15 protein-coding genes and 2 pseudogenes are annotated in these 19,900 nt (G+C 74.4%); 4 read left to right on the top strand and 13 right to left on the bottom strand.

Features of this window, described 5'->3' with window-relative positions:
* Positions 1–221: 221 nt before the first annotated feature.
* Positions 222–1,148: pseudogene (locus GA0074694_RS22940) on the bottom strand (MerR family transcriptional regulator); the annotation flags it as partial.
* Positions 1,149–1,350: 202 nt separating this feature from the next.
* Here GA0074694_RS22940 and GA0074694_RS22935 point away from each other — a divergent pair.
* Entirely contained in the window at positions 1,351–1,776 is a 426-nt protein-coding gene (locus GA0074694_RS22935; protein WP_091461702.1) for an Hsp20/alpha crystallin family protein, read from the top strand.
* Between the two features lie 58 nt (positions 1,777–1,834).
* Here the strand turns inward: GA0074694_RS22935 and GA0074694_RS22930 are convergent, their stop codons facing one another.
* Positions 1,835–2,578 (bottom strand): alanyl-tRNA editing protein, encoded by a 744-nt coding sequence (locus tag GA0074694_RS22930; protein WP_091461699.1) that lies wholly within the window; start codon positions 2,576–2,578, stop codon positions 1,835–1,837.
* Between the two features lie 255 nt (positions 2,579–2,833).
* Here GA0074694_RS22930 and GA0074694_RS22925 point away from each other — a divergent pair, with 255 nt between their 5' ends.
* Positions 2,834–3,835 (top strand): tyrosine-type recombinase/integrase, encoded by a 1,002-nt coding sequence (locus GA0074694_RS22925; RefSeq protein WP_091461696.1) that lies wholly within the window; start codon positions 2,834–2,836, stop codon positions 3,833–3,835.
* Positions 3,836–3,867: 32 nt separating this feature from the next.
* On the opposite strand, the gene GA0074694_RS22920 is transcribed toward GA0074694_RS22925, so the two are convergent.
* A complete protein-coding gene (locus GA0074694_RS22920) occupies positions 3,868–5,571 on the bottom strand; it encodes an acyl-CoA dehydrogenase family protein (protein ID WP_091461694.1) in 1,704 nt (567 codons plus the stop codon).
* Between the two features lie 115 nt (positions 5,572–5,686).
* Here GA0074694_RS22920 and GA0074694_RS22915 point away from each other — a divergent pair, with 115 nt between their 5' ends.
* Positions 5,687–6,142 carry an Rv0361 family membrane protein gene (locus GA0074694_RS22915; RefSeq protein WP_091461692.1) on the top strand — a complete coding sequence of 152 codons (456 nt, stop codon included), beginning with the start codon at positions 5,687–5,689 and terminating at the stop codon, positions 6,140–6,142.
* A gap of 10 nt (positions 6,143–6,152) precedes the next feature.
* Here GA0074694_RS22915 and GA0074694_RS22910 read toward each other — a convergent pair.
* From GA0074694_RS22910 to GA0074694_RS22860, 10 genes and pseudogenes are all read right to left on the bottom strand, one after another.
* A pseudogene (locus GA0074694_RS22910) lies at positions 6,153–6,386 on the bottom strand (ABC transporter ATP-binding protein); the annotation flags it as partial.
* Positions 6,387–6,468: 82 nt separating this feature from the next.
* Positions 6,469–7,410, bottom strand: coding sequence for an ABC transporter ATP-binding protein (locus tag GA0074694_RS22905; protein ID WP_245714857.1), 942 nt, complete (start codon positions 7,408–7,410; stop codon positions 6,469–6,471).
* 26 nt (positions 7,411–7,436) lie between these two features.
* A complete protein-coding gene (locus GA0074694_RS22900) occupies positions 7,437–9,299 on the bottom strand; it encodes an FtsX-like permease family protein (protein WP_091461690.1) in 1,863 nt (620 codons plus the stop codon).
* 96 nt (positions 9,300–9,395) lie between these two features.
* Positions 9,396–11,567 (bottom strand): FtsX-like permease family protein, encoded by a 2,172-nt coding sequence (locus GA0074694_RS31935; RefSeq protein WP_091461688.1) that lies wholly within the window; start codon positions 11,565–11,567, stop codon positions 9,396–9,398.
* Positions 11,568–11,657: 90 nt separating this feature from the next.
* The gene (locus GA0074694_RS22890) at positions 11,658–12,452 is read right to left on the bottom strand and encodes an ABC transporter permease (RefSeq protein WP_091461685.1); all 795 of its coding nucleotides are present in this window, start codon (positions 12,450–12,452) and stop codon (positions 11,658–11,660) included.
* Between the two features lie 705 nt (positions 12,453–13,157).
* On the bottom strand, positions 13,158–13,838 hold the full coding sequence (locus GA0074694_RS22880; protein ID WP_425413665.1) for a thymidine kinase: 681 nt from the start codon (positions 13,836–13,838) through the stop codon (positions 13,158–13,160).
* 75 nt (positions 13,839–13,913) lie between these two features.
* Complete coding sequence (locus GA0074694_RS22875; RefSeq protein ID WP_091461678.1) at positions 13,914–15,299, bottom strand: MFS transporter; 1,386 nt, start codon at positions 15,297–15,299, stop codon at positions 13,914–13,916.
* 18 nt (positions 15,300–15,317) lie between these two features.
* On the bottom strand, positions 15,318–16,079 hold the full coding sequence (locus tag GA0074694_RS22870; RefSeq protein WP_091461675.1) for a glycerophosphodiester phosphodiesterase family protein: 762 nt from the start codon (positions 16,077–16,079) through the stop codon (positions 15,318–15,320).
* Positions 16,080–16,185: 106 nt separating this feature from the next.
* On the bottom strand, positions 16,186–17,331 hold the full coding sequence (locus tag GA0074694_RS22865; RefSeq protein WP_091461672.1) for a calcium:cation antiporter: 1,146 nt from the start codon (positions 17,329–17,331) through the stop codon (positions 16,186–16,188).
* Between the two features lie 175 nt (positions 17,332–17,506).
* The gene (locus GA0074694_RS22860) at positions 17,507–18,286 is read right to left on the bottom strand and encodes a lysophospholipid acyltransferase family protein (RefSeq protein ID WP_091461669.1); all 780 of its coding nucleotides are present in this window, start codon (positions 18,284–18,286) and stop codon (positions 17,507–17,509) included.
* Positions 18,287–18,480: 194 nt separating this feature from the next.
* Between GA0074694_RS22860 and GA0074694_RS22855 the strand changes: the two genes are divergently transcribed.
* Positions 18,481–19,893 carry a cytochrome ubiquinol oxidase subunit I gene (locus tag GA0074694_RS22855; RefSeq protein WP_091461667.1) on the top strand — a complete coding sequence of 471 codons (1,413 nt, stop codon included), beginning with the start codon at positions 18,481–18,483 and terminating at the stop codon, positions 19,891–19,893.
* Positions 19,894–19,900: the final 7 nt, after the last annotated feature.

Here is a 19,900-nt window from a genome sequence, read left to right as displayed (position 1 = left end):
TCGACCCGTAGTTGTCGACGACACCAACCCGCCAGTTGGTGTAGATGGCACCCGGCCAGCTGGCATGGATCGAGTAGCCGGTGTAGATCGAGGAGTAGTGCTTCGTCGTGTCCACGGCGGTGAAGTACACGAACGAGCTTCCGCACTCGCCGGGAACCTCGTTGTACGTGGTCACGCCCCCCTTCTTGACGGCGAACTCCACACCGTTCGCGTCGACCCGGCACCACGGCGTGCAGCCCGTCGGAGCAGAGCAGGTAGCGGTCGCCGGGCAGGGCGGTGCGCAGTGCCAGGTCCGCCTCGACGTCGTGCCCGCCGCCGAGGGCACGGACCAGCAGCGCGCGCCGGGGGTGGGTGGCGGCCCGGTGCGGGTCGAGCCGGCCCTGGTCGACCTGGGTCTGCACCCAGGTGTGGTCCTGGGTGAGGCGGAACAGGGCGCCGCCGCGCAGCAGGTACGCCCGGGTGTCGCCGACGTGCACCAGGGCCAGCCGGGAGCCGTGGCGCAGCAGCGCGGTCAGGGTGGTGACCGGCTGGTGGTCGCCGGTTCCCGCGCCGCGGACCACCCGGTGCGCGTCGGCGACCGCGCGGGCCAGCATGGTCAGCAGGTCGGCGGCCGGCGCGTCGGTCAGTTCCAGCGGTTTGAGGGCGTCGATGGCGGCGACGCTGGCCGCGGCGCCGCCGGGTCCGCGCATGCCGTCGGCGACGGCCAGCAGCCGGTCACCGGCGTAGACGGCGTCCTCGTTGCTGTCCCGTACGGCGCCGGGGTCGCAACTGGCGGCGGAGCGGACGACGATGGTGGGGGTCGGGTCGGACATGGTGCCCCTTCCGGAGAGGTCCTGGACGAGGAGGGCGGCCAGTCGGGCGCGGGTCGCGGTGTCGGCGGTGACCTGCTGCCAGTACGCGGTGACGGCCTCAGCCGCCGCCGCGTGGTCGAGGTCGCACACGTCACGGATCTCGGTCAGTGGCATGCCGATGCGGCGGAGTCGGGCGATCAGCCGTGCCCGGTCGAGTTGTGTCGGGTCGTAGAGCCGGTACCCGGACTCGGCGTGCACCGCCGCCGGTGGCAGCAGGCCCAGTTCGTCGTACAGGCGTAACGCCTTCGGCGTCAGCCGTGCCGCCCGGGCGAACGCCCCGATGGTCAGCAGCCCCACGTCGCCATCCTCCTCGTGCCGGTCCGGGTGACCGGCACGGACCAGCCTGGGGTCTGCCCGAGGGGGGAGGGTCAACGCCTCTCGGGGACGGCGGTCGGATCGACTTGACGACGCCGCGGGGGCGCGCTATCAAAGGAGAAGGGCTTGAGTCGACCAGACTCAACTTGAATCCTTCGGCCCAGGAGAACCGAGGAGGCACACCATGCTGATGCGTACCGACCCGTTCCGGGAGATCGACCGGCTCGCCGACCAGGTCTTCGGCACCGCCGCCCGCCCGGCGGTGATGCACCTCGACGCCTACCGCGACGGTGACCACTTCTACGCCGCGTTCGACCTGCCCGGGGTGGACCCGGACAGCATCGACTGCACCGTGGAGCGCAACGTGCTGACCGTCAGGGCGGAACGCCGTCGACCCACCGGGGACAACGTGGAACTCGTCGCCGCCGAACGACCGATGGGGACCTTCACCCGACGGCTCTTCCTCGGCGACACCCTCGACACCGACCGGCTGGAGGCCGGCTACGACAACGGGGTCCTCACCCTGCGGATCCCGGTGGCCGAGCGGGCCAAGCCGCGCCGGGTCGCCGTCCTCACCAACGGCAACGGCCGCAGGGAGATCAACTCCTGACCGTGGCGTCGGTGACGCGTCCCGCGGGTGCCGTACCCGCGGGACGCGGGGTGTCGGCTCAGGACACCAGCTTGATCCGGACCCGCCGGTTCTGTCGGCCCTTGCTCTCGACCTTGGTGACGACCACCCGGCCGATCTGCCCGGTGGAGGCGACGTGGGTGCCCCCGTCGGCCTGCACGTCGAGACCGACGATGTCGACGACGCGGACCTGGGGCATGGTCGGCGGAGCCACGAACTGGGTGCGCACCAGGTCGGGGATCGCGTTGGCCTCCTCCGCGGAGATCAACCGGACGACGATCTTCCGGTCGGCGGCGATCTCGGCGTTCACCGCGTCCTCCAGGCTCTGCTTGAACCCGGGTGGCACCTCCGGCAGGTTGAAGTCCATCCGGGCCTCGCCGGGCTCCATGTTGCCGCCGGTCACCAGGGCGTTGAAGTCACGGAAGACGGCCCCGCAGAGCACGTGCAGCCCGGAGTGGGTCCGCATCAGGGCGGAGCGGCGGTCGTCGTCGATCGCCCCCACGACGGTCGTCCCGGGCGGCGGCACCGGGTCACCGGGCGCGGGCAGCAGGTAGAGGTCGTCGCCCTTGCGGGTACCGACGATCCTGGTCTGCACGCCCTGCCAGATGAGCACCCCGTGGTCCGGTGGTTGTCCGCCACCGCCGGGGTAGAAGGCGGAGCGGTCCAGCACGATGCCCTGGTCGGGATCCGCGGGATCCGACCACAGGACGGTGCAGTCCCACTTTCGTAGCGTGGCGTCCTCCCAGTCCAGGCGGTGCGTACGACCGTGGTGATCAATTCCCATAGGATGATGTGGAGCAACGGTCCCGCCGGCTCGTCGCTCCGTCCCCTTTCCCTGATCTCGGGTGCGCTCGTGCCCGCGCAGCGCGACGGCACGTGCGGTCACGCGGTTTCCGGACCCCGATTATGTTGACGGCGAACGTGCCTGACAAATACGCGAAGCCCATGCGCGAAAAGGCGTACCGACCAACCGGGACGGCAGGAACCGGCCGGGCGCGCCTCGTCGCCAACCCGGCCCGGACCTGAGAGCCTTTCCGGTATGTCGTATTCCGACCTTCCGGTGCTGTCGGGCACCGCGCCGACGCCCGCCCTGCCCGACGGCCCGGTCGACTTCACCGAGGCGTGGCTCGCCAACCGACGGCTGTCCACGCACACCCGCGACGCCTACCGGCGCGACGTCGCCGGCTGGCTGACCTGGTGCGCGGCCCAGGACATCGACCCGTTGCGGGCCAACTTCCTGCACGTCAACGCCTACGGCCGGGACCTGGAGTCGACCCTCGCCGCGCGGACGGGCCGCCCGCTGACCCCGGCAACCGTCGCCCGTAAACTCTCCGCGCTGTCCAGCTGGTACGACTTCCTGGTCAAACTGCGCGCCATCGACGCCAACCCGGTCTCCGGTGCCGACCGGCCGCGCGTCGACCGGGATCACTCGGCCACCGTCGGACTCACCCCGCAGGAGGTCGACGCGCTGCTCGCGGCGGCGCAGGCCGCCACCGGTCCGACTGCCGTACGGAACCGGGCCGTGGTGGCGCTCCTGGCCGACCTCGGGCTGCGGGTCGGGGAACTGGTGTCGCTGAACCTCGACGACCTCGGCGTGGAGCGCGGTCACCGTAGCGTGCGGTTCGTCGGCAAGGGCGGCCGGTCGCGGCGGCGGGCACTGACCCCGGGCACCGCGTACGCGCTCGACGCGTACCTGGCGGCGCGGGCGGACGGGCAGGGCGTGGCCGTGCACGAGTTGACCGGGCCGCTGCTGGTCACCGCCACCGGAGGCCGACTCGACCGGCACTCGGTGTTCCGGCTGGTCCGCCGGCTGGCCCGGGAGGCCGGAATCCCCGCCTGGGCGAGACTGTCCCCGCACTCGCTGCGGCACGCCTTCGCCACCACCGCCCGCGCCGAGGGCGTCCCCCTCGAGGACGTGCAGGACGCGATGGGCCACGCCGACCCGCGCACCACCCGACGCTACGACCGGGACCGGCACAACCTCGACCGGGACCCGGCGTACGTGATCTGGGCGGCCCGGTCCCGGCGGTCACCCGGCTGAGGCTTCCCGGCCCGGTGCTCCGGGACGCAGCGTCAGCAGAGCAGGTCCAGGTTCTGGTGGGCGTCCACGGCGATCTCCTCGTGCCGCAGCCAGCGCCGCGCCCACAGCCGGGCCGCCACCTCGGCCGCCCCGTCGCCCCAGGCGGCGTGCTCGACCAGCAGCGCCGCCGTCAGGGCGTACGCGGCGCGCAACGCCACCGCGCGGGCCCCGGCGACCGCCTCCACCCCGCCCGGGTCGGCGGTGACCGCGGCGAAGGTGTCCCGCAGTTCCTCGGTGACCGCGGTCAGGGTGTGCGCCAGGGCGGGGGACAGGCTGCGGGCGGTGTCGGCGGCGGCGGCGAGGCGGCGCAGCAACGGCCGGGCCGCGTCCTCCCGGGTGACCGCGCGCAGCACGTCCAGGGCGAGCACGTTCGTGGTGCCCTCCCAGATCGGCAGGACCTGCGCGTCGCGCAGCAGCCGCGGCACCCCGGTGTCCTCCACGTAGCCGGCCCCGCCGAACGCCTCCACGTACTCGCTGGCGCAGGCGACGGCGAGCCGCCCGGTGGCCAGCTTCGCCAGCGGCGCGACGACCCGCAGTTCGGCGGCGGCGTCCGGGTCGGCACCCACCTCGACCCGGCCGAACAGCGCGAACGCGTGTCCGGCCAGGACGAACGCGCCAGCGGTGTCCACCCCGAGGGTGCCGAGGGTGGCCCGGTGCAGCGGCGAGTCGACCAACCGGCCCCCGGCGACCTGCCGGGCGTCGGCGTAGGCCCGCGCGTACGCGAGACCCCGGCGCATCCCGGACACGGCGGCGGCCGCGTTGTGCAGCCGGGTGACCACCACCAGGGTCATCGCCCGGACCAGGCCGGGCTGCGTCGGGTCGCCCAGCGGCAGCGCGTACGCGTCCCGCAGGCCGACCTCGGCGGTGGGCAACGCCCGGGTGCCGAGCTTGTCCTTGAGCCGGTGGATCCGCACCCCCGGTGCGCACGCGTCCGGGGCCCGGCCGTCGGCGAGGGGGGAGTCGGCGGCGTAGCGGGGCACCAGGAACGGGGCGAGGACCCGGCTGCCCCTGCCGGCTCCCTCCGGCCGGGCCAGGGCCACCGCCATCGCCGAGTCGACCGCCGAGCAGAACCACTTCTCGCCGGTCAGCCGCCACGACCCCTCACGGGCAGGGCGGGCGATGGTGCTGGAGCGGGCCAGGTCCGAGCCGCCCTGCGACTCGGTCATCCACTGGCCGCTGGTGATCGCCACGTCCGGGTCGGTGGCGGTCAGCCGGGGCAGCCACGCGTCGCGCACGGCGGCGTCGACCTCGGGACGGGACAGCAGCGCCGCCGCGCCGTCGGCCATCGCCACCGGGCAGGAGAACGTCGCCGACTCCGCCCCGTACAGGTGCAGCAGGGCGTGCTGCACGATCCGGGCCGCCGCGCCCCACTCACCGCGCGCGGACTCCAGGTAGGGCAGGGCGACCACGGCGTGCCGGGCGGCGGCGGCCCGCTGCGTCCGCCACCCGGCGGACGTGTCGACCCGGTCGATCCGGGCGCCCCACGGGTCGTAGCGGACCAGGGTGGGCGGGTGGGCCTCGGCGCCGGCGTGCGCGGCGCGCAGCGGGCCGGTCACGTCGGCGGCCAGCTCCGTCAGGCGGCCCCTGGCGGCGGCGTGTCCGGCCGGGCCGAGCTGCCGCTCCAGCCACGACCGCAGCAGCGGGTCACCGACGTACGGGTCGGCGGGTGCCGACACCGGCTGCACGAAGCGGACCATGCGTCACTCCTGGCGAGGGGGACAGGGGCTCGCGTCGACGGTAGACGATCCCCGGGCGCGGCGACAGGCGCGACTTCCTGCGCGGCGGGTGTCGGATTATCTACCGTTGGTCATCATGTCCTCGGCGCACTGGTCCCGCCCGCACCGCCCGCACCGGCCGGTGCGGGCCGGGCTGGTGGTGGCCGGCGCGCTGCTGGGCCTGTGCTGCGTCGGGGTGACCGGGCTGGGCGTGTGGAACGTGCAGGCGGTGCGGCAGGCCGACGCCCCGGTCCGCGAGACCGCCGAGGCGTTCCTGACGGAGGTGGCAGCCGGGGACGCCGACCGGGCGTACCGGCGGCTCTGCGCGTCGGCGCGCACCCGGTGGAGCCCGGTCGGGTTCGCGGCCTGGGTGCGCACCCCGCCGGTGGTGACCGGACACCAGGTCACCGACGTGTCGGTGAGCACCCGCGACGGGAAACCCACCGGCACGGTGACCGTACGGCTCATCCGCGACGGGGGTCGCAGCGAGGAGCGGGAACTGCCGGTGGTGCGGGAGGACGACGGCTGGCGGGTCTGCGGCGACCCGTTCTGACCGCCCCGCGTCAGGCGGGCACCGGGGCGTCGACCCGCCGGCCGTCGCGCAGGGTCACCACCTGGTCGGCGGCCTCCACCAGCGCCGGGTCGTGCGTGGCCACCAGCGCGGTCATGCCCCGGGTGCGGACCAGCGCCCGCAGCAGGTCCATCACCGCCTGACCGGTCTCCGAGTCCAACTGCCCGGTCGGTTCGTCGGCGATCAGCAGCGCCGGGTCGTTGGCCAGGGCCCGGGCCAGGGCGACCTGCTCGTCCCGCAGGGCGTGCACCACCTGCCCGACGCCGGGGAACTCCCGGCCGACGCCCTCGACGAGACCAGGTTCTCGCTCACTGCTGCTCCTTCTGTCCGCTGCCCGGGTGCACCTGCACGTGGTCGGGTTCCAGGGTGAGCCGGACCCGGTCACGCAGTGCGAGGGCGTCGACGAACGCGGCGGGCAGCGGCATCCGGCCGGTGCGGTCGAGCACCGCGTACTCCTCGGTGACCAGTTCCTCGACGCCGTCGGCGCCGACGCGCGCACGGCGGCGTACCTCGCTGGCGGTGCGGCCGTCGCGGATGGCGACGGTCCGGCGGACCTGGGTGGCGACCGCGTGGTCGTGGGTGACCACCACGACGGTGACACCCAGTTCGGCGTTGATGGTGCGCAGCGCCCCGAACACCTCCGCGGCGGTGTTCTCGTCGAGCTCCCCGGTCGGCTCGTCGGCGAGGAGCACCTCCGGGTCGTTGGCCACCGCCACCGCCACCGCGCAACGCTGCTGCTCCCCGCCGCTCATCCGGGCCGGCCGACGGTCCGCGCAGTGTCCCACCCCGACCATGTCCAGCAGTTCCGCGGCCCGCCGACGGGCGACGCGGCCCCGCCGGCCGGCCAGCCGCATGGGCAGTTCGACGTTCTCCGCCGCGCTCAGGTAGGGCAGCAGGTTCCGGGCGGTCTGCTGCCACACGAATCCGACGGTCCGCCGACGGTAGGCCAGGCGCTTGCGCGCCGACATGGTCAGCAGGTCGTACCCGGCGACCCGGGCGATCCCGGCGGTGGGTACGTCCAGTCCGGAGAGGATGTTCAGCACGGTCGACTTGCCGGAGCCGGAGGCACCGACGACGGCCAGCAGTTCCCCCCGGTCGACGACCAGGTCGAGGCCCTGCAACGCGACGACCTCCACCCCGTCGGTCTTGAATATGCGCACCAGGCCGTCGCAGACGATGTGGCCGCGCAGCCGGTCGGCGCCTCCGGCGCGGTCGGCGGCCCGGTCGGCGGCGCGCTGCTGCAACGACACCAGGTCCGGGACGGTGTGGACGGCGGTTACGGGTTCTCCTCTCCCAGCCGGAGCGCCTCGCTGGGACGCGTCCGTCGGTTCACCAGAATCTCCATGCCCAGCCCGGCCGCCAAGCCCACCGCGACCAGCCCGAGCACCGCGCCGACGACCAGCGGGTCCAGGTACCAGCCGGCGGTGACGCCGGGGGTGAACGCGGACAGCCCGAGCGCCGGGCCGATCAGCCCCGGCAGGGCAACCCCGACGGCGGCGCCGGCCAGCGCGGCGACCGCCACCAGCGGCACGAGTTCGTACACCAGCAGCCGGTGGCCCTGCCCCTCGGAGAAGCCGAGGGTGCGCAGCCGGGACAGCAGCCGGGCGCGGGCGCGGGCATCGGCGAGCACCGCGAACCCGACGGCGACGACGGCCAGCGCGCCGCCGCCGACCGCGCCGACGGTGAACGCCAGGGTGATCACGTCGTTGCCGCCGGTACGGTCCAGCCCGTCCCGGTACGCGCGTCGGGTGAGCAGCTGTGCCGGCACCTTGGGTGCGTCGACCTCGCTGCCCAGCACCGCCGACTGCCACCGCCGCTGCCCGTCGTCGGCGGTGCGCAGCAGCACCGCCGGGTCGTGCCGGTCGGTGGCGAGCAGGTACCGGTTGGCGACGATCGGGGTGTGCTCGTACTCGGCCAGCGCCTGCCAGGGCAGCACCACGAACCGGTCGGTGCCCAGGTCCACGCCGGGGAAGGTGTCCGCCACCCCGGCCACCCGGAACGGGTACAGGCGGCTCTGCACGTCCGCGGCGGCGGTGTCGTCGACGGCCGCGGCGACGCCGGGTGACACCACCGCCGGCACCGGACCGTCGCCCCGCGCGGCGGCGCGCAGCACTGCCGGCACGTCCACGTCGACGCCACTGGCCGCGGCGACCCGGGCGAACGCGGGCGCGTCGACCACCATGATCCGGGCGGTGCCGATGGTACGGGCCTGTAGGTCGGTGCCGGAACGCAGCGGCCGGTTCGAGTCGATGCGCACCGGGGTGAGCGCCCGTACCCCGTCGACGTCGGCGAGCCGTCCGGCGGTGTCCGAGGCGAAGGCGTACCCGGTGAGCCAGGCGTCGGCGGGCACGCTCAGGTCGGCGGCGGTGTCCCGGGCCCGGCCGACGGTGTCGGTGACGACCGCGCTGAACACGCCGGTGCTGACCGCGACGACCAGCACCGCGAGGGGGGCGGTGGTCACCGGCGTGCCCCGGCCGGCACGGGCCACGCCGAAGAACAGCAGCGCGCCCCGGGCCCGGGCGGCGGCCCGGTCGAGCAGCCGCAGCGGCCAGGGCAGGGCCCGCAGGGTGAGCAGGGCCACCGCGGCGGCCAGCAGCACCGGCACCGCCGCGAGGTAGACGTCAACGTCGCCGCCGGGGTCCAGGCCCCGGCGGCGCAGCAGGACCAGCCCTCCGACGGCCGCCAGCAGCACGGTGACCTCGACGGCGACGCGGCGCGCCGACGGGCGGGTCCGGGTCAGGTCCTGCCGGCCGTCGACCACGGCGACGTGCCGCTGCCCGGCCATCGCGAACACCGGCACCGCGGCGGTGGTGACGGCGGCGATCAGCGGCAGGGCCCACCAGGTTCCGCCGTCGCGTCCGGGTGCCGCCAGCGCGAGCAGCGCCCCGGCGGTCACCGCGGCCGGTTGCGGCAGGGCCGCCTCGGCGAGGGTGTGCCGGCCGATGGCGGCCAGCGACGCGCCCCGTGACCGCAGCGGGGTCAGTTCGGCGAGGCGGGTCTGCCCGGCCACCCGGGCGGCGAGCAGGATCAGCCCGAGCAGGCTGGCCAGCAGTTCGGCCTGCGCCACGGCCAGCAGGTTGCGGACCGAGGTGAGTTGCGCGCCGAAGCGCACCAGTTGGGTGTCCAGGGAGGTCTGCACGGTCGCGCCGGGCAGCCACTGGGTGCGTCGGGCCGCGCCGACGGCGGCGGCGACCGGTTCGATCGTCGAGGAGTTGATCCGGTCGTGGTCGAACCGCTACCGCCAGGAGTGGGTGACGGGCAGCCCGGCCCGGCCGGCGGCGGCCAGGCCGGCGGGGTCGGTGACCGCGACGGCCACGAACGGATCGCCGTCGTTGATCGGCAGCAGCGGTTCCACCGCCTGGGGCATGGCCGCCCAGAGCGGGTCGGCGGGGCGGGCCGGTTGGAACACCCCGGTCACGAGCAGGTCGGCGGGGGGTTGTCCGGGTGCGGCGACGCCGAGGCGCACCCCGGGACGCAGGGCGAGGGTGTCGGCGACGGCCTGCGACACGGCGACCTGCACGGGCCGGCCGAGGTCGGTGCGGGGCCACGTTCCGGCGGTCAGCCGGGTCGCCTCGGGCAGGCCGGTCTGGGTGCGCAGTCCGAGGCGGACGGTGCCGCCCTCGGCGAGCGGGCCGACGTCGCCGGAGGCGGTCGCGGTGTCGGCGGCGACGGCGGCCGCCTGCCACCGCTGGTCGACCAGGGCGGACAGCGGCTGCGGCAGGGCGGCGTGGAAGCGTTCGAGCGCACCGGCCGCTCCGGTCGGGGTGGCCCCGTCGGCGCCGGCACGGACCTCGATGGTCAGGTCGCGTACCTGGTGGGGCAGGGGGGCCAGATCGGCGTGCAGGCTCCGGTCGGCGAGGCCGTTGGTCAGTCTCGGCGCGCCGGTGACCAGCGCCGCCGCGACCAGGCCGACGGCCACGCCGGTGCCGGCGAGGAACGCCTGTTCGGTCACCAGGGACCGGGTGACGGTGCGGTGGGTCGCGCCGAGGGCGCGCAGCACGGCCAGTTCGGTGGCCCGGCGGCGGGCGGTGGCGCTGACGTCGACGGCGATACCGACGGCGGCCAGCAGCACCGCCCCGAGGGCGGCGGCGAACAGCGCGCCGCGCGCGCCCGCGCCGAACGGGTCACCGGCCAGGTCCCGGGCGACCGCCTGCCGGTCGAGCACGTCCACGCCGGTCAGCGCGCCGGCGGCGGTCACCGCGTCGTCGTGCCGGTCGGTCGGCACCGACAGCCACCATTCCTGCACATCGCGGGTGAGTCCCCGGTCGTGGAAGATCCGGTCGCGCAGTGACGGCAGGTCGGCGAAGACGGTGGCGGCGGCGGTGTCGCCGGGGAACGCCTCGACGGTGCCGACGACGTGGACGTCGACCTCGGCCGCGCCGAGGAACAGCCGGGTGTCGTCGCCGACGGCCAACCGGAGCGCGGCCAGGGCCTGCGGGGTGACCAGCAGCGGCACCCGGCCGGCCGCCGGCCGGGTGACGGCCAGGCGCACGGGGGAGCCGCCCCGACCCCGGCGGGTGTCGTCGTCGCGTACCCAGCGGGCGGTGAGGGTGTCACCGGCGGCGGTGGCGGTGGTGCCGTCGCGGGTCACGCCACCGCGGTCGACGGTGTGCCACGGCCCGCCGCCCAGGTCGACGGGCCTGCTGTCGGCGCGCAGGTCACGTAGCTGCCAGTCGACGACCAGCTTGGCGGGGCCGGTGGTCTCGACGGTGAACCCGGCCAGCCGGGCCGGGTCCTGGGGCAGGTCGACGGTGAAGTCGACCGCCCGTCCGTCCCGGCTGGCGCCCAACGGCACCCGGCGGTGTGTGCCGGCGGGTTCGGCGAACACCGCGAAGGCACGCACCGGGGCGGTGGTGTCGGTGGCGGTGACGGTGCCGGTGAACCGGCCGGTCAGGCGTCGCGCCCCGACCGGCAGGGCGGTGTGGGGTGCGTCGACGCGGGCCCGGGTGACCTGCGTGAACACGTCGGCAAGGTCGGGGCGCAGCCGCACGACGCCGGTGGCGGTGCCGGCGTCGACGGCGACCAGCGACGCCGGCTGCGCGGTCGCGCCGAGGCTGAGGGTGGCCCGCCAGGCGGGCAGCGCGGCGGTCACGCCGGGCAGCCGGGCCAGTTGCGCGGCCCGGTCGGCGGGTGGGGTGCCGGCGGTCTCGGTCAGCCGCAGGTCGGCGCCGACCCGGTGGTCGGCCTGGTCGGTCAGGGACCGTCCGGTCGTGCCGGCCAGGGACCAGGCGAGGGCGCTGACCGCGACGGCGAGGGCGACGAGCAGCACCGGGCCGGCGTGGGGGCGGCGTCCGGCCTGCCACCTGCCGAGCATCGCGGCGGTGGCGCGGGTGCGGTCGACGTACCGCTGCGCGAGGCGGGTCAGCGGCGGCAGGATCCGCAGGGCCGCCACGGCACCGGCGAGCACGCCGATGGTGGGGGCGGCGGCGAGCAGCGGGTCGGCGGCCAGGTCGCCGCCGACACCGGACAGCGGCGACGAGTACGACCGCAGCTGGTACTAGCCGAGCAGGGCGACCACGACGAGGACGACGTCGGCACCGGCGCGTTGCACCGCGCCCCGGCGGCCGGGCCGGGACCGGGCGGCCAGGTCGGCGACGTAGCTGTCGCCCCGGCGCAGGTTCGGGCCGAGCATGGCCAGCGCGCACCCGGCGGCCACGAGGAGCGCGGCGGTCCAGGTGAGGACGTCCAGGCGTGGTTGCAGGCGCAGCGACGCCTCGGCCAGCGCCGGTATCCGTCCTGCGTGCCGCAGCAGTTCCGTGGCCAGCGGTGGGGCGAGCAGGATCGCCGGGGCGACGACCAGTGCGGCCTCCCGGCCGGCGAGGCCGGCGAGCTGCCAGCGGGCGGCGCCGCGGGCGCGCAGCAGCGCGGTCTCGGCGCGGCGCTTCTCACCGAGCAGCGCCGCCACCAGCAGCAGCGTGTACCCGCCGAGGACGGCGACCAGCAGCATCGGGGTGACCAGGGCGGACCGGCCGACCAGGGCGGCGCGTTGGATCCGGTCGACCAGGTCGTCGAGGGCGGTGGTGGCGGTGCCGGAGTCACCGAGTCCGGCGGTGGTGGCCAGTCCGGTGGCGGCGTCGGCGGCGTCGGCGAGCCGGTCGAGGTCCGCGGTGCCGGTGGCCGCGCCGACGTCGGGGTGATCAGCCAGCCGGCGGAGGCGTTGGTGAGGAAGTGGCGGACGAAGTCGGCGCGGTCCACGGTCAGCGGACCGTACGTGGCCGTGCCGGGTTGCACGCCGGTCGTGGTCTCGGGGGCCAGCCGCCAGTACGGGTCGTCGGCGGCCCGGGGCCGCCACAGGCCGACGACGGTGAGGTCGGTGACGCGGCCGGTGAACCCGTCGGTGACCGGGATGCGGCCGCCGACGGTGACGCCGAGGGTGGTGGCGACCGGTTCGGCGAGGGTGGTCTGCACGGGGCCCGCGCCGGCGGCCGGCCAGGTGCCGGCGGTCAGGTCGGCGTGCGCGGCGAGGTCGTCGAGGAACAGCACGCTGGCGTAGACGGTGCCGTCGTCGTCGGCGACGGCGTCACCGACGTCGCCGTGCAGCTGCCGGCCGGCGGCGTACCCGGCCACCTCGACGGTGCCGGGCCAGCCGTCGAGGACGTCGGCGGCGCCGGCGCGCAGCGCGGTGTCCCGTTGGGCGAGGGTGTCGGCGGTGCGGCCGGCCGCACCGCGTACCAGGATGGAGCGCTCCTCGGCGGTGGCGGTGGCCAGGACCCCGCGCACCCCGGAGCTGACGACGTCGCGGTGGTAGCCGGCCAGGCCGGTGAGGGCGACCGTCGCCACCAGGGTGGCGCCCACCGCCGCCAGGAGCAGACCCTTCGCCCCACGGGCCCGTCGAAGCGCCAACCGCATGTGCCGTGTCCCCCGCGTCGCCGTGGCGGGGTGGCCCGGTGCCGTCCCGCGTGCCGGTGGAGAGCGGCCAGACGAGCCGAAAGGTTGGCGCGGCGGCCGGAAGTCTCGATCACGGTCTGGTCACGGGGCCGCCGGGCGTCGGGGCGGCTCAGTCGCGGGGGCCGAGGTCCCCGGTGCGGTGGTGGCGGCGGCAGAGCACCTGGTAGCGGACCTGCGCGTCAGGAACGGTGTCACCGATGACGACCTGTTCGCCCTCGCGGACCACCCGTCCGCCGACGACCCGGGCGTTGAGCAGCCCCTCCCGGCCGCACCAGCAGAGCACCTCGACCTGGATGCGGGCGACGGAGTCGGCCAGTTCGAACAGCCGCTGCGCGGCGGGGAAGAAACACGACCGGAAGTCGGTGGCCAGGCCGAAGGCGAACACGTCGACGTCGTCGTGGTCGACCAGTTCGGCCATCTGCTCGACGTGGGCGACGCTGTAGAAGGACGCCTCGTCGCAGATAAGGTAGTCGACGCGTTCCCCGGCGGCCCAGCGGTCGCGTACCAGGGCCCGCAGGTCCAGGTCGTCGGTGACCTCGATGGCGTCGTGGGCCAGGCCGATGCGGGTGGTGACCCGGGGGCCCAGGGACCGGTCGATGCGGGTGGTGACCAGGCCCCGCCGGCCCTGCCGGGCGTGGTTGTAGTTCATCTGGAGGGCCATCGTGGACTTGCCGCAGTCCATCGGCCCCCAGAAGAACTTCAGCGCCGCGGCGTGCAGCGGACGCCCGTCGGCCCCGCGCGCGGCGGCGCAGATGAGGGTGTCCTGCTCACCCGGCAGGGGTCGGGCCAGGCAGGTCGGGGCGGCGGGGTCGGCGTCGGTCACGGTCGGGCAGCCTATCCCATCGACATGCGCCAATGGATCTGGTCAGAGGACGCGGGGCGGGGTGTTCCCGGCGGCGATGATGGCCCGGCGCACCGGTACCGCCACCAACAGCAGGAACCCGACCACGAAGAAGATCAGCAGGGAGACCAGCCCGACCCGGTAGGAGTTGGTCAGCTGGAACACCAACCCGAACGCGAGGGGCCCGAGCCAGCTGGTGCCCTTGTCGCTGATCTCGTAGAAACCGTAGTACTCGCCCTCCCGTCCGGCGGGGATCAGCTGACTGAACAGCGACCGGCTCAGCGCCTGACTGCCGCCGAGCACCAGGCCGATGCCGGCGCCGAGCACCATGAACGGCACCGGCGCCTCGGCCGGCAGCCGGAACGCGGCGAGGACCACCACCGTCCACAGCACCAGCGACAGCAGCACCGTCTTCCACGCGCCGACACGCCGGGCGAGCGCGCCGAGCAGCAGCGCCCCACCGAAGGCGAGGAACTGCACCAGCAGGATCGTCACGATCAGGGTGGTCTGGCCCAGCCGTAGTTCCTCGGTGCCGTACTGGCTGGCCAGGGCGATCACCGTCTGGATGCCGTCGTTGTAGACCAGGAACGCCAGCAGGAAGAACAACGTCAACGGGTACGCCCTGACCTCCCGCAGGGTCCGGCCGAGCTGCCGGAACCCGTCGACGAGCACGTTGCCACCGCCGACGGTCGCCTCCGCCGACGGGTGTTCCCGCAGCCAGCGCAGCGGCACCAGGGTGAACAGCGCCCACCACAGCCCGGCCGACACGATCGACCAACGGGCCAGGTCCAGGGTGCGCTGATCGGTGCCGTCGCCGAACGAGTTCACCACCACCAGGTTGACCGCCAGCAGCAGCCCACCACCGAGGTAACCCAACGCCCAGCCCCGGCTGGAGATGCCGTCACGTTCGTCCGGGCCGCCCAGCTGCGGCAGGAACGAGTTGTACACCACCACGCCGGCGCCGAAGGCGATGTTGGCGACCACGAACAGCGCCCCGCCGAGCAGGTAGCGGTCCCCGGTGACGAAGAGCATCGCGGTGGTCGCCCCGGCGCCGAGGAACGCGAACCCGGCCAGCAGCGGCTTCTTGTGCCGGGACCGGTCGGCGACCGCGCCGGTGACCGGCAGTACGAACACTGTCAGGAACACCGACAGTGACACCAGGTACGGAAAGTACGACCCGGCGGCCACCTTCACGCCCAGCGGGTACACGTACCCGGAGCAGGTGTCCGCGCCCAGCTCGCAGCCGGCGGCCAGCTCGGTGACGCTGGTCAGGAACGGCCCCAGGAAGACCGTGATGACGGTGGTGGAGAACGCCGACATCGCCCAGTCGTAGAAGTACCAGCCGGTGCGCTCCCGGCGGCTGCTCGCCGGCGGGGTGTGCGCCGCCGGGGTGGTCACGGTCTCGGCCATCGGGTTCCTCGGGGTGGATCAGGCGGCCCAGTGGCCGCGGCTGCGGTAGACGTCGCGCAGCACGCCGACGTGATCGGTCATGATGCCATCCACACCCAGGTCCAGTAACTCGTGCATCTCGACAGGTTCGTCGATCGTCCAGACATGCACCTGCAGGCCGAGTCGGTGGGCGTGCCGCACCAGCCGCCGGTCGACCACCCGTACCCGCCCGTAGCGGACCGGGACCTGCGCGGCGACCACCGACGGCGGCAGCCGCAGCCGCTGCCCGCTCAGCGACGCCCACCGCAGCCGGACCACCCCGCGCATACCCAGGGAGGTGGCGACCTTCGGACCGGCGAGGACCCGGATCCGGGCCAGCCGGGCGTCGCTGAACGAGGCCAGCAGCACCCGGTCGCCGGCCCCGGCGCGTTCCACCGTCGCCACCGTCGGCCGTATCCCGCCGTCGGCCTTGACGTCGACGTTGAACCGGATCTCCGGCCAGGCGGCGAGGACCTCCTCCAGACGCGGCACCACGGCCGCCCCGCCGACCCGCACGGTGGCCAGGTCGGCCCAGCGCAACGCGGCGATGCGCCCACGCTCACCGGTCAGCCGGTCCAGGGTGGCGTCGTGGAAGACCACCGCGACGCCGTCGGCCGTGGCGTGCACGTCGGTCTCGACGTACCGGTAGCCGAGCGCGACGGCCCGCGCGAACGCCGTGGCGGTGTTCTCGTCGCCCTGCGCGGCGCCGCCCCGGTGGGCGAAGGCCAGCGGGGCGGGCGCGTCGAGGTAGGGGTGGGACACGCCGGCAGTATGCCCGCCGCCGGTGGCCGGTGGGTGACCGGCCGGCGACCGGCACGACCCCTGCCGGGCACCGGACAGCGCGTACCGCCACGGTGTCGACGCGCCGTCACGGGTTGGTGGCGAGGAAGAGGTAGCCCGCACACAGTGCCAGGTGCACCCAGGCCTGCAACAGGGTCGCCCGGCCGGGCATCACGGTGAGGATCCCCACCGCGGCGGTCAGACCGAGCAGCACGATCTGGGTGGCCCCGAGACCGAGCACCAGCGGCCCGTCGAGCCACAGCGAGGCGACCGCGATCGCCGGGATCGTCAGTCCGATGCTCGCCATGGCCGACCCGAGGGCCAGGTTGAGGCTGATCTGGGCGCGGTCCCGGCGGGCGTTGCGGGCCGCCGCCAGGGTCTCCGGCAGCAGTACCAGCAGGGCGATGACCACGCCCACGACCGGCCGGGGTAGCCCCGCGTCGGCGACCACCCCCTCGATGGTGGGCGACTCGACCTTCGCCAGCCCCACCACCGCGACCAGCGCCACGATCAGCAGCGCGAAGCTGACCAGGGCGGTCGCCGGCGACGGCACCGGGGCGTGCTCGTCGTCCCCGCCGGCGGTGACCGTCCCGCCGCCGACCGGGCCACGCGCTGCGGGGGCCTCGCGCGGCGGCGGCAGGAAGTAGTCCCGGTGCCGTACGTTCTGCACGAAGACGAACGTCGCGTACAGGAACAGGGACGCCACCGCGGCGAAGGTCAACTGCGGACCGGTGAACGCCGAACCGGGACTGCCGGTGGTGAACGTCGGCAGGACCAGGCTGAGCGTCGCCAGGGTCAGCACCGTCGCCAACGCCGCGCCGGTGCCCTCCGGGTTGAACACCACCACCCGGCGACGCACGGCGGTCAGCAGCAGCGACAGCCCGACGATCCCGTTGCAGGTGATCATCACGGCGGCGAACACGGTGTCCCGCGCCAGCGTGGCGGTGTCCGGGCCACCGGAGACCATCAGCGTGATGATCAGCCCGACCTCGATCACGGTCACCGCGACCGCGAGGATCAGCGACCCGAACGGCTCCCCGACACGGTGCGCGACCACCTCGGCGTGGTGCACCGCGGCCAGGACCGCGCCCGCCAGCAGCACCACGACGACGACCTCCACCACCGCCGGCAGGGCCCGGCCCCAGACCGCGACCAGAGCCACCACGGCCAGCAGCGGCACCACCGTCGCCGGCGCCGTGGCGGGAAAGCGGGTCACCCCGTCCGGTGCGCGCATAGGTGCCTCCACGGTTCGGCGCGGACCGCTCCGCCGCCGGGTACGGGGCCGGCAGCCACCACCGCCGCACCGTGACGGACGGCGGGACGCGACCCCGGGCGGCGGGCGGCCGCCCGGTCCTGACCGTACCGGAGAAGAGCAGGTCAACCCGGCTACCGGCGGCGTAGTCCCCGGTTCAGGGGCGGGCCGGCCGCCGCCGGTGCAGCCGGCTGGTGTCAGCCGGCCGCCCCGGGTCGACGTGCCGGGGCCGGTCGGGTTCGTCCGGACGCAACGGCACCAGCGCGTCGGTGACCGCGTCGATGATCCGGTCGGTGGCCCGCCGGGCCGCGCCGACCGCCGCCGGATCCACATCGGCCAGGTCCACCGGCGCGCCGAAGTGCACCCGGATCACCGGCCGCCGCCACACCGCCCGCCACACCGCGCCCAGCAGGCCCTTCGGCGCCCGGTACGGCAGCACCTCGTGCGAACCCCACTGGGCGACCGGCACCACCGTCGCGCCGCTGGCGAACGCCAGACGGGCGGTCCCGGTCTTGCCGCGCTCCGGCCACATCCCCGGGTCCAGGCCGATGCGTCCCTCCGGGTAAACCAGGATCACCGACCCGGCGGCGACGGCGTCAGCGGCGTCGTGCAGCGCCCGCCCCACCGCGGCGGTTCCCCGGTCCACCCGGATGTGCCCGGCGTGACGCATCGCCGCACCCACCACCGGGGCCCGGAACAACCCGCCGGTGGCCATGATCCGGGGAGCCACCCCCCGGGCCCGGCAGGCGGCGGCGAGCACGATCGGGTCGAACGGGCTGATGTGGTTGGCCGCCAGGATGAGCGGCCCGGCGCGCAGCCGGTCCGGCACGTCGCCGCTGACCCGGAGGCGGGCCAGGGCACCGACCACGAGTCGGGCGAGCAGTTGCGCGGCGCGCCACAGCCAGGGCGCGTGCCAGGGGGAGTGCGGTGTTTCCATCAGCGGTCGATGGTCGCACGCCCGCGCCAGCGGCGCGCGGAACGGGGCGACCGGCGGGGGAGCGGTGAGGGCCGACCGGCCCGGTGACCAGGGACTTTTGCCCCGGGACGCTTCGGGACGGGCGGCCCTGCCCCCACCCCTACGACACCCGGTAGTATTTACTACGTCTTGTAGTACGACCTGGGGGGTTCCTGGTGGACGCGTTGGACGTCGCCCGCTGGCAGTTCGGTGTCACCACCGTCTACCACTTTCTCTTCGTGCCACTCACCATCGGCCTGTCCGTCCTCGTCGCCATCCTCCAAACCATGTGGCACCGCACCGGCGACCAGCGCTACCTCAAACTCACCAGGTTCTACGGCAAGCTCTTCCTCATCAACTTCGCCATGGGCATCGTCACCGGCATCGTCCAGGAATTCCAGTTCGGCATGAACTGGAGCGACTACTCCCGATTCGTCGGCGACATCTTCGGCGCACCCCTAGCCATCGAAGCCCTCGTCGCCTTCTTCCTCGAATCCACCTTCCTCGGACTCTGGATCTTCGGCTGGGACCGCCTCCCCAGACACATCCACCTCGCCACCATCTGGGCCGCCGCCCTCGGCTCCACCTTCAGCGCCTACTTCATCCTCGCCGCCAACTCCTGGATGCAGAACCCCGTCGGCTACCGCATCAACCCCGACACCGGACGCGCCGAACTCACCGACTTCGTCGCCGTCCTCACCAACAAGGTCGCCCTCATCACCTTCCCCCACACCATCGCCGGCTGCTTCCTCGTCGCCGGCAGCCTCATCGTCGCCGTCGCCCTCTGGCACCTCATCCGCCACCCCGACCACAGCGACACCCCCACCTACCGCTTCGCCGCACGCTTCGGAGCCTGGGTCACCCTCGCCGCCACCGCCGGCGTCCTCATCACCGGCGACATCCAAGGCAAGATCATGACCGACGTGCAGCCCATGAAGATGGCCGCCGCCGAAGGTCTCTACACCACCGAGAGCCCCGCCGCCTTCAGCGTCCTCACCATCGGCACCCTCGACGGCAGCCGCGAGATCTACGCCCTCAAGATCCCCTACCTGCTCAGCGTCCTCGGCACCGGCGACCCCCACGGCACCGTCCAGGGCATCGACGACCTCCAGGCCCAATACACCGCCCAGTACGGCCCCGGCAGCTACACCCCGATCATCCCGGTCACCTACTGGAGCTTCCGCCTCATGATCGGCTTCGGCCTCGCCGCCGCAGCCATCGCCCTCTGGGTCCTCTGGGCCCACCGCAAAGGCCGCACCCCCCGCGGAAAATGGCTCCTCCGCGCCGGCCTCGTCATGCCCCTGCTGCCCCTCGCCGCCAACAGCTTCGGCTGGATCTTCACCGAGATGGGCCGGCAACCCTGGATCGTCTTCGGCGAAATGCTCACCCGCGACGGCGTCTCCCGCACCGTCAGCCTCACCGAAGTCCTCACCAGCTTCACCGCCTTCACCATCGTCTACGCCACCCTCGCCGTCATCGAGGTCCGCCTACTCGTCCGCTACGCCAGGACCGGCCTCCCCGACGACACCCCCGACCCCACCCCCGACGACACCGACGACACCGACCGCCCCCTCGCCTTCGCCTACTGACCCCGGA

It is taken from the genome of Micromonospora inyonensis, from assembly GCF_900091415.1.
In the GTDB taxonomy this organism is placed as follows: domain Bacteria; phylum Actinomycetota; class Actinomycetes; order Mycobacteriales; family Micromonosporaceae; genus Micromonospora; species Micromonospora inyonensis.
Note: the sequence above shows the minus strand (reverse complement) of the source record. Positions and strands in the feature narration are given on the sequence as shown.

Bases quoted from the DNA above. Each gene is read 5' to 3' on its own strand.
- GA0074694_RS22865 (WP_091461672.1), bottom strand. From the start codon at position 17,331: ATGCGCGCACCGGACGGGGTGACCCGCTTTCCCGCCACGGCGCCGGCG.
- GA0074694_RS22925 (WP_091461696.1), top strand. From the start codon at position 2,834: ATGTCGTATTCCGACCTTCCGGTGCTGTCGGGCACCGCGCCGACGCCC.
- GA0074694_RS22930 (WP_091461699.1), bottom strand. From the start codon at position 2,578: ATGGGAATTGATCACCACGGTCGTACGCACCGCCTGGACTGGGAGGAC.
- GA0074694_RS22935 (WP_091461702.1), top strand. From the start codon at position 1,351: ATGCTGATGCGTACCGACCCGTTCCGGGAGATCGACCGGCTCGCCGAC.
- GA0074694_RS22915 (WP_091461692.1), top strand. From the start codon at position 5,687: ATGTCCTCGGCGCACTGGTCCCGCCCGCACCGCCCGCACCGGCCGGTG.
- GA0074694_RS22875 (WP_091461678.1), bottom strand. From the start codon at position 15,299: ATGGCCGAGACCGTGACCACCCCGGCGGCGCACACCCCGCCGGCGAGC.
- GA0074694_RS22920 (WP_091461694.1), bottom strand. From the start codon at position 5,571: ATGGTCCGCTTCGTGCAGCCGGTGTCGGCACCCGCCGACCCGTACGTC.
- GA0074694_RS22860 (WP_091461669.1), bottom strand. From the start codon at position 18,286: ATGGAAACACCGCACTCCCCCTGGCACGCGCCCTGGCTGTGGCGCGCC.